At 73.3% G+C, this 13959-nt stretch carries 11 protein-coding genes; 6 read left to right on the plus strand and 5 right to left on the minus strand.

The genetic code is table 11. The features are described 5' to 3' along the window. Positions 1-34 precede the first annotated feature (34 nt). The 5 genes from murC to ACFYT4_RS09400 all read left to right on the plus strand — a co-directional run bounded on the left by murC (position 35) and on the right by ACFYT4_RS09400 (position 5319). Positions 35-1522 carry a UDP-N-acetylmuramate--L-alanine ligase gene (murC, locus tag ACFYT4_RS09380; protein WP_389266913.1) on the plus strand — a complete coding sequence of 496 codons (1488 nt, stop codon included), beginning with the start codon at positions 35-37 and terminating at the stop codon, positions 1520-1522. A gap of 13 nt (positions 1523-1535) precedes the next feature. Continuing rightward, the gene (gene msrB, locus ACFYT4_RS09385; protein WP_389266915.1) at positions 1536-1943 is read left to right on the plus strand and encodes a peptide-methionine (R)-S-oxide reductase MsrB; all 408 of its coding nucleotides are present in this window, start codon (positions 1536-1538) and stop codon (positions 1941-1943) included. Between the two features lie 458 nt (positions 1944-2401). After that, positions 2402-3043 carry a nucleoside/nucleotide kinase family protein gene (locus ACFYT4_RS09390; RefSeq protein ID WP_389266917.1) on the plus strand — a complete coding sequence of 214 codons (642 nt, stop codon included), beginning with the start codon at positions 2402-2404 and terminating at the stop codon, positions 3041-3043. Between the two features lie 80 nt (positions 3044-3123). After that, positions 3124-4095, plus strand: coding sequence for a hypothetical protein (locus ACFYT4_RS09395; protein WP_389266919.1), 972 nt, complete (start codon positions 3124-3126; stop codon positions 4093-4095). A gap of 99 nt (positions 4096-4194) precedes the next feature. Further along, positions 4195-5319, plus strand: coding sequence for an aminopeptidase P family protein (locus ACFYT4_RS09400; RefSeq protein ID WP_389266921.1), 1125 nt, complete (start codon positions 4195-4197; stop codon positions 5317-5319). Between the two features lie 139 nt (positions 5320-5458). Here ACFYT4_RS09400 and ACFYT4_RS09405 read toward each other — a convergent pair whose 3' ends face one another. From ACFYT4_RS09405 to ACFYT4_RS09415, 3 genes are all read right to left on the minus strand, one after another. Further along, positions 5459-6451 carry an aldo/keto reductase gene (locus ACFYT4_RS09405; RefSeq protein WP_389266923.1) on the minus strand — a complete coding sequence of 331 codons (993 nt, stop codon included), beginning with the start codon at positions 6449-6451 and terminating at the stop codon, positions 5459-5461. 55 nt (positions 6452-6506) lie between these two features. After that, positions 6507-8267, minus strand: coding sequence for a malto-oligosyltrehalose trehalohydrolase (gene treZ / locus ACFYT4_RS09410; protein WP_389266925.1), 1761 nt, complete (start codon positions 8265-8267; stop codon positions 6507-6509). Between the two features lie 471 nt (positions 8268-8738). Further along, positions 8739-10193: a serine hydrolase domain-containing protein gene (locus ACFYT4_RS09415; RefSeq protein WP_389266927.1), complete on the minus strand. Its 1455-nt coding sequence runs from the start codon at positions 10191-10193 to the stop codon at positions 8739-8741. A 138-nt stretch (positions 10194-10331) separates the two neighbouring features. Here ACFYT4_RS09415 and ACFYT4_RS09420 point away from each other — a divergent pair, with 138 nt between their 5' ends. Then, entirely contained in the window at positions 10332-11057 is a 726-nt protein-coding gene (locus ACFYT4_RS09420; protein ID WP_389266928.1) for a TetR/AcrR family transcriptional regulator, read from the plus strand. A gap of 187 nt (positions 11058-11244) precedes the next feature. Here ACFYT4_RS09420 and ACFYT4_RS09425 read toward each other — a convergent pair whose 3' ends face one another. Together ACFYT4_RS09425 and rsgA are read right to left on the minus strand one after the other, a co-directional pair. Next, positions 11245-12537, minus strand: a complete 1293-nt coding sequence (locus ACFYT4_RS09425; RefSeq protein ID WP_389266929.1) for a GNAT family N-acetyltransferase — start codon at positions 12535-12537, stop codon at positions 11245-11247. Beyond that, positions 12534-13625, minus strand: coding sequence for a ribosome small subunit-dependent GTPase A (gene rsgA / locus ACFYT4_RS09430; RefSeq protein WP_389266930.1), 1092 nt, complete (start codon positions 13623-13625; stop codon positions 12534-12536). The genes ACFYT4_RS09425 and rsgA overlap by 4 nt, the downstream gene beginning before the upstream one ends. Between the last annotated feature and the right edge of the window lie 334 nt (positions 13626-13959).

The following is a 13959-nucleotide window of genomic DNA, read 5'->3' on the forward strand; positions in this document are numbered from 1 at the left end:
CCGGCCCCGTACGCACCACCTGGGAGACACACGCATGGCATCCGCCGTCCCTGACGCCATGGAACGCCCGCACTTCATCGGCATCGGCGGCGCCGGGATGTCGGGCATCGCGAAGATCCTCGCCCGGCGCGGCGCCGAGGTCGCGGGCAGTGACGCCAGGGAGTCGTCCACGGCGGACGCCCTGCGCGCCCTCGGCGCCACCGTCCACATCGGCCACGAGGCCGGTCATCTCGCCGATGACGCGACCTGTGTCGTCGTCTCCAGCGCGATCCGCCCCGACAACCCGGAGCTGGTGCGCGCCGCCGAGCTGGCCGTCCCGGTCGTCCACCGCTCCGACGCGCTGGCCTCCCTGATGACCGGGCTGCGCTCGATCGCGGTCGCGGGCACCCATGGCAAGACCACCACCACCTCCATGCTGGCGGTGGCGCTCACCGGCCTCGGTCTCGACCCCTCGTACGCCATCGGCGGCGATCTGGAGGGCCCCGGCACCAACGCCCGCCACGGCGACGGCGACATCTTCGTCGCGGAGGCGGACGAGAGCGACCGCAGCTTCCAGAAGTACGAACCCCAGGTCGCGATCGTCCTCAACGTCGAGCTGGACCACCACGCCAACTACGCCTCGATGGACGAGATCTACGAGTCCTTCGAGATCTTCACGCAGAAGATCGTCCCCGGCGGCACCCTGGTGATCTCCGCGGACCAGCCGGGCGCGGTGGAGCTGACCGCGCGCGTCCGGGACGGCGCCGCCCCGGCCACGGCGGAGGACGGCCGGGAGATCCCCGAAGGGGACCGGGCCACGGCGGAGGACGTCCGGAGCGCGCGGGATCTGAAGATCGTCACCTACGGCGAGTCCGCGTCGGCGGACGTCCGGGTCCACCGGATCACCCCGCGCGGCCTGACCAGTGAGGTCACCGTCGTCCTCGACGGCCGCTTCCTCACCTTCACCGTCGCCGTCCCCGGCCGCCACTACGCCCTCAACGCCGTCGCCGCGCTCGCCGCGGGCGTCGCCCTCGGCATCCCCGCGCACAATCTCGCCTCGTCGATCGGCACGTACACCGGCGTCAAGCGCCGCCTCCAGCTCAAGGGCGAGGCGGCGGGCGTCCAGGTCGTCGACTCCTACGCCCACCACCCGACCGAGATGACCGCCGACCTCGAAGCCATGCGGGGCGCGGCGGCGGACTCCCGGCTGCTGGTGGTCTTCCAGCCGCATCTGTTCTCCCGCACCCGCGAACTGGGCAAGGAGATGGGCGACGCCCTCGCGCTGGCCGACGCGTCCGTGGTCCTCGACATCTACCCGGCGCGCGAGGACCCGATCCCCGGTATCACCAGTGAGGTGATCATCGCCGCGGCCCGCGCGGCGGGCGCCGATGTGACCGCCGTCCACGACAGGGAGTCGGTGCCCGACGCGATCGCGGGAATGGCCAAGCCCGGCGATCTCGTTCTCACCATGGGCGCGGGCGATGTCACGGACCTCGGTCCGCTGATCCTGGCCCGCCTGTCGAGCTCCCGCCCGCCGAGCTGAGGAAGCGAGTCCCATGGCGTACGACATCGAGAAGCCCGAAGAGCAGTGGCGTGCCGAGCTGAGCCCCGCGGAGTACCAGGTCCTGCGGAAGGCCGGCACGGAACCCGCGTTCACCGGGGAGTACACCGACACCAAGACGCCGGGCGTGTACTCGTGCCGGGCGTGCGGGGCCGAGCTGTTCCGCTCGGACGCCAAGTTCGCGTCGCACTGCGGCTGGCCGTCCTTCTACGACCCGAAGGACACCGACGCGGTCGAGCTGATCGAGGACCGCTCCCACGGCATGGTCCGCACCGAGGTCAGGTGCGCGCGCTGCGGATCGCACCTCGGGCATGTCTTCGAGGGCGAGGGCTATCCCACCCCGACCGACCAGCGGTACTGCATCAACAGCATCTCGCTGCGGCTGGCCCCGGACGAGACCTGACGACGACCGCCCCCGCCGCCGCGGGCACAGGGCGGGTGCGAGGCCCGGCCCGGGGCGCTCGGGCCCCGGCCCGCGACGCTTCCCGGGCTCCCGGGCCCGGCGGTGGGCGGGTGCGAGGGCGTCACCCGGGCTCGCCGTCCGGGCGACGGTCGACCTCCGCCTCCGGCCCATCGCCCCCTGGTCCGGCCTCGCGGTCCTCGCGGCGTACGCGACGGGGGCGCTGCTCGTCGGCTGCACAAGCCTGGTGCCGCGCGACGCGTGAGGACGGGGGCGCGGGGGTGGGGCCCTGTGCGGGCCCTCGCGGGGCTCCGGGCCCCTGACCCCGCGCCTCCATCGCCGGCGGGGCTGAATGTGCGGGTCTCCATGTCCGGCGTCCTGGTCGACCGGGTCCCCGGGCTTCGCCCGGAGCGGGATCCGGCCACCGGATTCCCCGTGGCCGCCGGTGCGAGAATGCGCGTATGCCCGCCCAACCGCCGCCACAGGCACCGCCGCCCCACCTGCTGGCCCGTGCCCGGGAGCTCGCCCGGCCCGGACGGCGGCGTGTCCTCGGCATCGCCGGCGCCCCGGGGGCGGGCAAGTCCACGCTCGCCGGGCAGATCGTCGCCGCGCTGGACGGACTCGCCGTCCTCGTGCCCCTGGACGGCTTCCATCTCGCCCGCGGGGAACTGGACCGTCTCGGCCGCGCCCACCGCAAGGGCGCGCCCGACACCTTCGACCCGGACGGATACGCCGCCCTGCTCACCCGGCTGCGCACGCCCGAACCCGGCACCACCGTGTACGCGCCCGGCTTCGACCGGACCCTGGAGGAACCGGTCGCCGGCAGTATTCCCGTGCCGCCGGAGGTTCCGCTGGTCGTCACCGAGGGAAACTATCTCCTCCATGACACCGGCCCCTGGGCGCGTATCCGCCCGCTTCTCGACGAGATCTGGTTCCTCGAACTCGAACCGGGAGTCCGCGTACGCCGTCTTGTGGACCGCCATGTGCGCTTCGGCAAGGAGAGGGCGTACGCCGAGCGCTGGGTGCACGACTCCGACGAGGCCAACGCGCGCCTGGTCGCCCGGGGCCGGGACCGGGCCGACCTCGTCGTTCCGATGTCGTAAACCTCCCTTTCGCCTGGCGGAGCCGCCGGGGTGGGTACGCTCGAAGTCGGGGCAGGGCAAGCGAGTGAAAGGCGGATGACGTGGGGTTGTTCCGGCGAGGGCCGAAGCGCGACGGACGCGATACACCCCGGGACCCCGAGTTCTCCTACTTCTCGGCCGACGAGGGCGCGCGTTTCCGCGGCCTCGTGCGGGAGGCATTCGCCGAGCACGGCCTGGAGGTGACCGTCTACGCGGATGTGGTGTCCGACAGCGCCGGCCGGCAGTTCGGGCTGGCCAACCTCGCGGCGGTCCTCCACAACGACGACCGGGGGCCGCGCGGCTGGCCCGAGCTGGTGCGCCGGCACGTGGGGATGGTGCTGCGCACCATGGACGCGCCCTCCGCGCTGGACACCCTGCCGACCGAGCAGATCCGGGCCCAGCTCTACCCCCGGGTCCTCGGCGCCGAGGGCTTCGACCCCGAGAACTTCGGCTATGCGCGCCCCCTCGCGCCCGGACTGTACGAGATCATCGCCCTCGATCTCCCGGAGAGTGTCATGATGCTCACCGACGAGGCGCTGGAGCCCCTCGGTGATCTCCAGTACCTGCGTGACCAGGCGCTCTACAATCTGCGCGGTCTGCCGATCGAGGGCCATGAGAGCGTCAAGGGCGACGACGGGATGCGCTTCGAGGTGATCCTCGGCGACTCCTTCTACACCGCGAGCCGGGTCCTCGCGCTGGAGAGCGTCGTACGCGAGGCGACGGGGGAGCAGCTCACCCCCGACGGCGCGCTGGTGGCGATGCCGTTCCGGCATCAGCTCGCCTTCCACGTCATCCGCGATGTCGGCCTCATTCCCGCGCTCAACGGCATGACCGCCTTCGCGGCCTCCGGCTACGCCGACACGCCCGGTGCGATCAGCCCGTACGTCTACTGGTGGCGCGACGGCACCCTCACCCAGCTCAGCGATCGCGACGAGGACGGCGAGGGGCTGCGGATCGTGGTCGGAGAGGAGTTCCAGGACCTGCTGGAACGCCTGGTCACCGAGGACCGGCGCCGCAGGTCCGACGACGACTGAGACGAACCCCCGGGACCGGCCCCGCGGCCGTGCCCGGGGAACGGGTCCCATGGCGGCGGCGGGGTCGCGTCGGTGCGCGGGCGCGGGCAGGATGGGCGCATGGCCAACCCACCCGTGCCCTTCACCGCAGAGGACTACCGCGCCCGGATGAGCCGCGCCGCACGGGCGGCCGACGAGGCCGGACTCGCGGGCGTGCTGGTCGCGCCCGGGCCCGACCTGGTGCATCTCACCGGGTACCGCCCGCCCGCCGCCACCGAACGCCTCACGCTGCTCGTGCTCGTGGCCGGCCGGGACCCGGTTCTGGTCGTGCCGGCCCTGGAGGCGCCGGACGCCGCGAAGGCGGTCGGCGCGCCTGTGCTGACCCTGCGGGACTGGACCGACGGCAGGGATCCGTACGCGCTCACCGCACCGCTGCTCGGCGCGTCCGGCCGGTTCGCCGTCAGCGACAACACCTGGGCCATGCATCTGCTGGGCCTGCAGAGGGCGCTGCCGTCGTCGTCGTACGTCGCGCTGACCGACGCGCTGCCGATGCTGCGCGCGGTGAAGGACGCGCACGAACTGGAGCGGCTGGCCGCGGCGGGAGCCGCCGCCGACGCCACGTACGAGGAGATCGTGAAACTCCGGTTCGCCGGGCGGAAGGAGACGGAGGTCGCCCGCGATCTCGCCTCCCTGCTGCGGCAGTTCGGCCACTCGCAGGTGGACTTCACGGTCGTCGGCTCCGGTCCCAACGGGGCGAACCCGCACCACGAGGCCGGTGACCGGACCATCGGGCACGGCGACATGGTCGTCCTGGACTTCGGCGGCCTGATGGAGGGATACGGCTCCGACACCACCCGTACGGTCCATGTGGGCGAGCCCGCCCCCGCCGAGCAGCACATCCACGATGTCGTACGGGAGGCCCAGGAGGCCGGGGTCGCGTCGGTGCGGCCCGGCGTCGCCTGCCAGGAGGTGGACCGGGCCGCCCGCGCGATCATCGAGGAGGCCGGGTACGGCGATCTGTTCATCCACCGCACCGGCCACGGCATCGGCGTCACGACCCATGAGCCGCCGTACATGATCGAGGGCGAGGAGCAGCCGCTCGTGCCGGGGATGTGCTTCTCGGTCGAGCCGGGGATCTATCTGCCGGGCCGGTTCGGCGTCCGGATCGAGGACATCGTGACGGTGACCGAGGACGGCGGCCGCCGCCTGAACAACACACGCCGTGAGATGGCGCTCGTGGAGTAGACCCGCCCCGGCCACCGGTCCCGTGCCGCGCCGTCACCCGTCCCCGCTCCCGGTCGGCAGGGGCACCTCGCGGTCCGGTCCCGCGCCCTACCGCCCCGGAACCCGGGGCCGGCCGCCTGCCCTCCCGGCCGGTCTCCCGCTACCCGCTCAGCCTGCTCAGCATCTCGTACGGATACGGCAGCGGCTTCTCGCTCGCCGCCGCCAGCCGCGCCGACTGCTCCGGCGTCAGCTCCCACCCCACCGCGCCGAGATTGTCCACGAGCTGCTCATGGGTGCGCGGGCCGATGATCGGCGCGGTGACCCCCGGCTGCTCCTGAACCCACCGGAGCGCCACCTGGGACGGCGTCCGCCCGGTCTCCCCGGCCACCTCCAGCACCGCGTCCATGACCCGCCAGGTCTCCTCGGTGGCCTTGGCCCGCCAGCCCTCCTCGCCCGACTGCTCCTGCCAGTACGCCTCGCGCGAGCCGGCCGGGACGGACTCCATCCCGCGGCGGTACTTGCCGGTCAGCCAGCCGCCCGCGAGCGGGCCCCACGGGATGACGCCGACGCCCCGCTCCGCACAGAGCGGCAGCAGCTCCCACTCCGTCTCCCGGCACAGCAGGTTGTAGCGCGGCTGGAGGCACACATACGGCTCCCAGCCCCGGTGCTCCGCCAGGTCGAGGGCGCGCTGGAGCTGGGACGCCGTCACATTGCTCGCGCCGATGTGGCGGACCTTGCCCGAGGTCACCAGGGTGTCGAGCGTCGCCAGGGTCTCCTCAAGGGGGGTCGTGGAGTCCCAGATGTGTGTCTGGTAGAGATCGATGTAGTCGGTGCCGAGCCGCCGCAGGCTCGCCTCCACCGCCGCGAGGATGTGCTTGCGGCCGAGTCCGCGGTCGTTGGCCGCGTCACCCATCCGCCCCCAGACCTTCGTCGCGATGACAAGATCGTCCCGCCGCCGGTTCCTGAGCCAGCGGCCGAGGATCTCCTCCGACTCGCCCTGTCCGTACATGTCGGCGGTGTCGATGAAACAGCCGCCCGCCTCGGTGAAGCCGTCGAGGACACGGTGTCCGGACGCGTCGTCGGCGAACGCCATGGTGCCCAGGCACAGTTCGCTGACCCGCAGTCCCGTCCTGCCGAGATTCGTGAGTTCCATGACAGACGACCCTAAGGCTGTCCCGCAGGAGGCGGAGCGCACGCGAAGGGAGGCGTCACTCGTCGGCCAGCACGACGCACGACTCCGGCCCCAGCCGCAGCACTCCGTCCGGGCCGGGCGGCTCCACGGGCTCCCACGCCGCCAGCACCCGCGCGCTCCCGCCGCCCGCGCCCCCGCCGAGGGGGATGGCGGCGGCCGTACCGGACAGATTGACCGCGATCCTCAGATCACCACGCCGGACGGCGAGCCAGCGTGCCTCCTCGTCGTACGCCACCTTCACCGTGGCCAGATCGGGATCGGTCAGATCGGACTGCGTACGGCGCAGGGCGATCAGCTCCCGGTGCCACGCGAGCAGCCGGGCGTGGGGCTCGTGCTCCTGTTCCGAGCGGTCGAGCCGGGAGCGTTCGAAGGTGGCGGGGTCCTGCGGGTCCGGGACCTCGGCGGCCGCCCAGCCGTGGGACGCGAACTCCCGCCGCCGCCCCCGGCTCACCGCCTTCGCGAGATCCGGGTCCGTGTGGTCGGTGAAGTACTGCCAGGGCGTACGGGCCCCCCACTCCTCGCCCATGAACAGCATCGGGGTGAACGGACCCGTCAGCACCAGCGCCGCCGCGCAGGCCAGCAGACCGGGGGAGAGCGTCGCCGAGAGCCGGTCTCCCAGGGCGCGGTTGCCGATCTGGTCGTGGGTCTGGGCGTATCCCAGGAAGCGGTGGGCCGGTGTGGCCACCAGATCCACCCGCCGGCCGTGGGTGCGGCCCCGGAAGGCGGAGTACGTGCCGTCGTGGAAGAAGACCCGGGTGAGCGTCCGGGCGAGCGCGGCGAGGGGGGCCGCGGCGAAGTCGGCGTAGTAGCCCTGTGACTCGCCGGTCAGGGCGGTGTGCAGGGCATGGTGGAAGTCGTCGTTCCACTGGGCGGCGAGCCCGAGGCCGCCCGCTTCCCGGGGGGTGGTCGTCGCCGGATCGTTCCGGTCGGACTCGGCGATCAGGAACAGCGGCCGGCCGAGATCGGCGGAGAGGGCTTCCACGGCGGCCGCCAGCTCCTCCAGGAACGTCAGCGCGCGGGTGTCGGCGAGCGCGTGGACCGCGTCCAGCCGCAGCCCGTCGAGCCGGTAGTCCCGCAGCCAGGCCAGCGCGCTGCCCCGCAGAAAGGCGCGCACCTCGTCCGAGCCGGGCGCGTCCAGGTTGACCGCCGGGCCCCAGGGCGTGTGATGGGTGCCGGTGAAGTACGGGCCGAAGGCGGGCAGATGGTTCCCCGAGGGGCCGAGGTGGTTGTGGACCACGTCCAGCACCACCCCGAGGCCGTGCCGGTGCGCGGTGTCGACGAAGCGCTTCAGCGCGGGGGGACCGCCGTAGGGCTCGTGCACCGCCCACGGGGACACACCGTCGTACCCCCAGCCGCGCGTGCCGGGGAAGGGGCAGAGCGGCATCAGCTCCACATGGGTGACGCCGAGCGCGGCCAGTTCGCCGAGCCGCCCGGCCGCCGCGTCGAGGGTGCCCTCGGGGGTGTACGTCCCGATGTGCAGCTCGTACAGGACCGCGTCCCGCAGCCCGCGCCCCGGCCAGTCGTGCCGCCAGACGTGGGTGTCGGGCAGGACGACGGCGCTCGGGCCGTCGGGGCCGTCGGGCTGGCGGCGCGACCGCGGATCGGGCCGCACCGGGCCGCCGTCCAGCGCGAAGCCGTACCGGGTGCCGTCGGACGCGTCGGCCTCCGCGCTCCACCAGCCCGGACGGCCCACGACCCGCTCCATGGGCCGGTCCGCGCCCTCCAGCCACAGCGCGACGCGCTCCTCGGCCTGCGGCGCCCACACCTCGAACAGCACTGGCGGTCCCCTTGTCGTCGACGGCCCCGGTCCGGGGTTCCCATCCTGGCAAGCCCGGGGTCCGGCAGGGGTGTCGTTACTCCCATTGAGGTCATGGCGGTCGCGGACGCGGGAGCCCCGGCGCCCGGACCCGCCGTCCGACCATGCGCCGGACCTTGCGCCGGGCCTTGGGCCTTCCGCCGGGCCTTGTGCCGGGCACGCCCTCCGCGCGGACAGGGCTCCCCGTCGGGCCCGGGAGATCAGTCGCCGGACGCGATCGCGCCGCCCTTAGTGTCGTCCCCTGTGACCGAACTCCCCTCGCACCTGGCTGAAACGGCGGACGCCTACGACGCCGTCGCCGTTCACTACTCCGAACCCTGATCACCGCACCCGGCGAGGGACGCTCCCTGGACATCGGCCCGGGGATCGGAGGCGCGCGTCGCTCACCGCGGTGCGCCCCGGGCACGGCGCCCGCCCCGCCGCGCGGCCGTGCTACGCGACCTTCGGGCCGCAGCGCATGCCGATGTACACGCACCCCGTGCCGTCCGGCAGCGTGGAGAAGACGACGGGCATGTAGTCCTCGCTGAACGCCGCGCCCACCCCCGTACCGGCGAAGACCGTCTCCGTCACCGGCACCAGGTCGATCTCCAGGGGCTCGGAGAAGTCCTTCATGCCGTCGACGAACTCGTACACCGCGTGCCCCGCGCCGTCCCGCTCGGTCACGGTGATGATCACGCCCTCGCGCCGGTACGTGCCGACGAGGGGCGCGAAGTCGACCACGGGCGGCCGGGCCGGCGGGGCGAAGGGCGGCGGCATCGTCACCCCGGCCACGTCGGCGAGCAGTTCCCGGTAGAGCGCCGCGTACAGCTCACGCGCACCGCCGCCGTTGGTGAGCAGCGCGACCGCCACCCCCGCCGACGGCACCACGCGCAGATAGCCGTACTGCCCGATCGAGGCGCCGTCGTGCCCGTAGCCCCGGACGCCGCCCCAGTCGTACAGGGTCCAGCCCAGCCCCCAGCCGTCCGCGCTGACCGTCCACTTGTCCGGGGAGTCGACCACGCGCCGCTGCATCAGCGTGACGGTCTCCTCGGAGAGCACCCGCGTGCCGTCCTGCGCCACACCGCCGTTGAGGTGCATCCGCGCGAGCCGCGCGAGGTCCCCGGCCGTCGCGATGACCCTGCCGTACGGGCCCGCCGAGCGCGGCATCATGTCCCAGGACGGCGCCGGGTCCGGGTCCCGGCCCGGCTCGCCGAGGTGTCCCATCGCCGCGCGGAACCGCAGTGCCTCCTCGGGCAGCGTCATCGTGTGCGTGACGCCGAGCGGGGTGAGGAGCAGGTCCCTCAGCGCCTCGTCCCAGACCTTGCCGGTCACCACCTCGACGATCCGGCCGAGCACGTTGTACCCGACGCTGCTGTACGAGATCGCGGTGCCGGGCGGGCAGTCGAGCGCCACGTCCTTCGCGGCCTCGACATACTGGGCGAGGCAGTCGTCACCGCGCCCGCTGTCGTGGGTGAAGTCGCAGGTGAGGCCGCTCGTATGGCTGAGCAGCCGGCGTGTGGTGATCGCCCTGGTCACCTCGGGGCCGGCGACGGAGAACTCCGGCAGTACGTCCACGACCGGCGCGTCCAGGTCCAGTTCACCGGATTCGGCGAGCCGCATGATCAGGGTGGCGGTGTAGATCTTCGCGATCGAGCCCATCTGGAAGACCGAGTCGGTCGTCGCCTCCACGCCCGTGCCGCGGTGCAGTACACCACTGGCCAGCTCGTGGACGGTCCCGTCGACGAGGACCGCCAGCGACGCGCCCGGGACGCGGTGCCGGGCGCGCAGCTCGTCGAGGCGGGCCTGCCAGTGGGCGAGGTCCAGCCTCCGGCCCGCCGGGTCGCGGGTCCCCCGCTCGCCCCCGGCGTCCCGGTTGCCCTGCTCGTCCCGCTTCACGTTCTGCGACATGCCTGCTCCCATCCGGTGCGTACAGCGTTCCCTCGATGCGAACACTGTACGCACGACGGAACAGTGTTCGCAAGATGCGTACAGCGTGCGCTACCGTGGGGGAGAACCAGCGGGAACGAGCAGGGACGAGGGCGCCGTATGCCAGCCGACAGGAAGCCGACCGCATCGGTGTGGACCCGGCCGCGCCCCCGGCAGCGGGAGCAGCTGACCCGCGAGCAGATCGTGGCCGCGGCGATCGAGCTGCTGGACGCCGAGGGCATCGAGGCGCTCAGCATGCGCAGGCTCGGCACCCGCCTGGGCGCCGCGGCCACGTCCCTCTACCGGCATGTGGCCAACAAGGACGAGCTGATCGAGCTGGTCGTGGACCACGTCTACGGCGAGCTGGAGGTATTTGACGGCGCCGACGGCACCGGGTGGCGGGCGGCCGTCACCCGCACCGCCGCCGATCTGCGGGCGATGACGCTGCGCCACCCCTGGATCGCCCCCGAGCTCGGCCAGGTCGGCCTCGTCCACATCGGCCCGAACGCCCTGCGGATGTCGTCGGGACTGCTCGCGCAGTTCGAGGCGGCGGGCTTCCCCGCGGACGAGAGGGACCAGGCCACGGGGACGCTCACGGCGTATGTCATCGGGATCGCGACCGCCGAGGCCGCGTACCTCTCGCTGATCGCCCGCAGCGGCAGGACCGAGCAGGAGTGGGTGGCGGGCCTGCGCCCGGCCTTCGACGCGGCCTCGCGGGAACACCCGCGGCTGCGGGAGGGAAGCTCAGCCCGGCAGGACGTGCACCCGCGGCAGATCCGCGACGACGACTTCCGCTACGGGCTCGACCGGGTCCTCGACGGCCTGACGGCCCGGCTCGGCACCTGAGCCGACGAGCCCGCGGCGGCTTCGGGAGCCATCGGGAGCACCGGGACGCGGCGACAGGTGACGCCGGGGCCCGACGTCACCCGATCCTGCGGTCCTGACGGGCTCGGCACCCGCCGGGAGAGCCGGATCGTCATACGGCTCGCCGTGCGAAGGGGCACGACGACCCCTTCGCACGGCGAGCAGCGGGTCAGATTCCGAAGGGAGCCGCGTAGCGCACGGTCCCGCTCGGCAGCGGATGCGCCTCATCGAGAGCCATGGCCATCATGGCGTCGTCGGGCACGTCGATGGTCAGGCCGATGCCGTGGGCGGAGGCGCGGGTGAAGCCGAACCGCGGGTAGTACGCCGGGTGCCCGAGGACCGTGACATAGCGCTCGTCCCTGTCCTTCGCCGCCCGGAGCGCGGCACGGATGGCGGCGGAGCCGGCGCCGGTCTTCTGGTACTCGGGGAGTACGGCGACGGGTCCCAGGCACAGGGCCGGGGTGTCGCCGATGTGGCAGCGGGTCAGCAGTGCGTGGGCGACGACTTTCCCGTCCGCGCCGGTGGCGACGAGGGACAGGCCGTCGATCCACGAGGAGTCGGCGCGCAGGGCGTCGACGAGGTCGGCCTCCCCGGGGGTCTCGAACGCGGCGAGGTCGATGTCGCGGATGGCGGCGGCGTCGGCGGAGGTCTCGGGGCGGGTGGCCCAGTCAGCCATGGTGGTTGTCCCGTTCGTGTGTGCGTGGGTGGGGTCGTGGGGGCGGAGGATGTACGCGGCGTAGCGGTACTCGCCGCCGTGCTCGCGCCGCAGGAAGATCTCTTCCCGCAGCGCGGCGAGCGCGTCGCTCATGCCGGGGAGCGACGGGTCCGCGCGGGCGATCCGCTCGGTGAGCGGGGTGTAGTACTCGTCCCACCAGTCGCTTTCCGGCAGCGGCCAGTGGGCGTCGGTCCGGTAGCCGGCCGCTCCGGCGGCCTCGGTGTTCGCCACACCCGTGCGCAGCGGGTAGACCGCGTCCCAGTACGCGCGCGTCGTGGCGGAGGGGCTGGTGGTGCTCCATTCGATTTCGGTGAGGACGAGGACTCCGCCGGGGGCGAGCAGCCGGTGCCAGGCGCGCAGGGCGGTGTCGAAGCCGACGGTGTAGACCGCGCCCTCGGCCCAGATCACGTCGAAGCCGTGGTCGGGAAAGGGCAGTCGGTCCATCGAGCAGTTCACCGTCGTGATCCGCTCGCCCAGCCCCAGGCGGGCCGCTTCGGCGGTCAGATGGTCCAGGAAGGGCTGGTGCAGGTCCACGGCGGTCACCTGGGCGCCCGCTTCTTCGGCCAGCAGCAGCGCGGAGCGGCCGCAGCCCGCCTCCAGGACCCGGGGCCGCTCGGGCAGGGGTCCGGCGGCCTCCAGTAGACGCCGGGTGGTGGTGTCCGAGCCCGGGCCCTGTCGGGGTACGCCGTCGTACAGGGTGAAGAACGCCCGCGTCACCGGATCGGGGGTGTCGGCCGTGTCGTTCACTGCTGACGCTCCCGGAAGGTGTAGGTGGCGCGCAGGTGCTGCGTGATCGACTTCTTGACGGCCTCGCGGTCCGCGCGCAGGCGCGCGTCGGTACGGGAGGCCGCGTAGGCGTTCTCGCGCATCAGCCGGTGGTAGCTGTCCAGACGGCGCCGCGGAATGTCACCGGCCTCGACGGCGGCCAGCACCGCGCAGCCCGGCTCCACGTCATGGGCGCAGTCGGCGAACCGGCAGTCGGCGGCGAGACCTTCGATCTCCGCGAAGGTCTGCTCCAGCCCGTCCCGGGCCTCGTGCAGGCCGACGGCGCGCAGGCCGGGGGTGTCCAGCAGGACCCCTCCCGCGGGCAGCGGGAGCATCTCGCGCCACGCGGTGGTGTGTCGGCCCTTGCCGTCCGCTTCGCGGACGGCGCCGGTGGCCAGCCGGTCCTCGCCCAGCAGCCGGTTGCCCAGGGTGGACTTGCCCGCGCCCGAGGGACCCAGCAGCACGATGGTGCCGTCCAGGACGGCCGCCAGGGTGTCCATGCCCTCGCCCGTCACGGCGCTCGTGACGAGCACGTCCACGCCCGGTGCCACCCCGGACACCTCGGTGACGGCTGCCTGCGCGTCGGCGTGGGCGTCGGCCTTGGTGAGCACCACGACGGGCCGGGCGCCGCTCTCCCAGGCCAGGGCGAGCATGCGCTCGATCCGCCCGTGCTTGAGCGGGTCGGCCAGCGACACCGTCACCACGACGGTGTCGACGTTCGCGGCGAGGATCTGGCCGCGCGAGGTGCGCGACGCGGTGGAGCGCACCAGCGCGGACCGCCGTTCCAGCACGGCGGCCACCACCGGCGCACGGCCCGGTGCGGCCGGGCGCAGCGCCACCCAGTCACCGGTGCACGGCGCGGCCGTCGGGTCGTCCGGGTCGGCGGGCGGCAGTTCGGCGCGGACGGGACCGGTGTCGGTGACGGTCTCGCACAGGCCGCGCTCGGCCCGGACGACCCGCGCCGGGATCAGCCCGGCGTCCAGGTGGGGGGTGAAGGCGTGTTCGCACGCTTCGTCCCAGCCGAAGTCCGCGAGAGAATACGGAAAGGGAGTGAAGGAAGGTTGAGACAACGTAGAGACCCTTGAACGGGGACCCCGACAGACACGATGCGCTCGCCTCCCACCGGCCGACCGGCTCGGGCGGGGGCGTGAACGTCAGCTCAGACCGGGGCCCGGGACGTGAGGATGGTCCGGGCACTGCACACGGCAGCGGCCTCTGCGGCAGTCATCAACTCACCTCCCACTTCTGGTCACACAGCAGACCCGGTTGTCTCTGCGGCACGCAGGTTAACACGGCGCTCGCCCGCCGGCCCCTCCGCGGGCCGGAGTCGGGCCCGCGGAGGGGCCGGCGGGCGGGTCGGAACCGGGTCGGAACCGGGAGTCGGGCGGGGCGGTGTTCGGGAAC

Source organism: Streptomyces sp. NPDC004609, assembly GCF_042873655.1.
Lineage (GTDB): Bacteria > Actinomycetota > Actinomycetes > Streptomycetales > Streptomycetaceae > Streptomyces.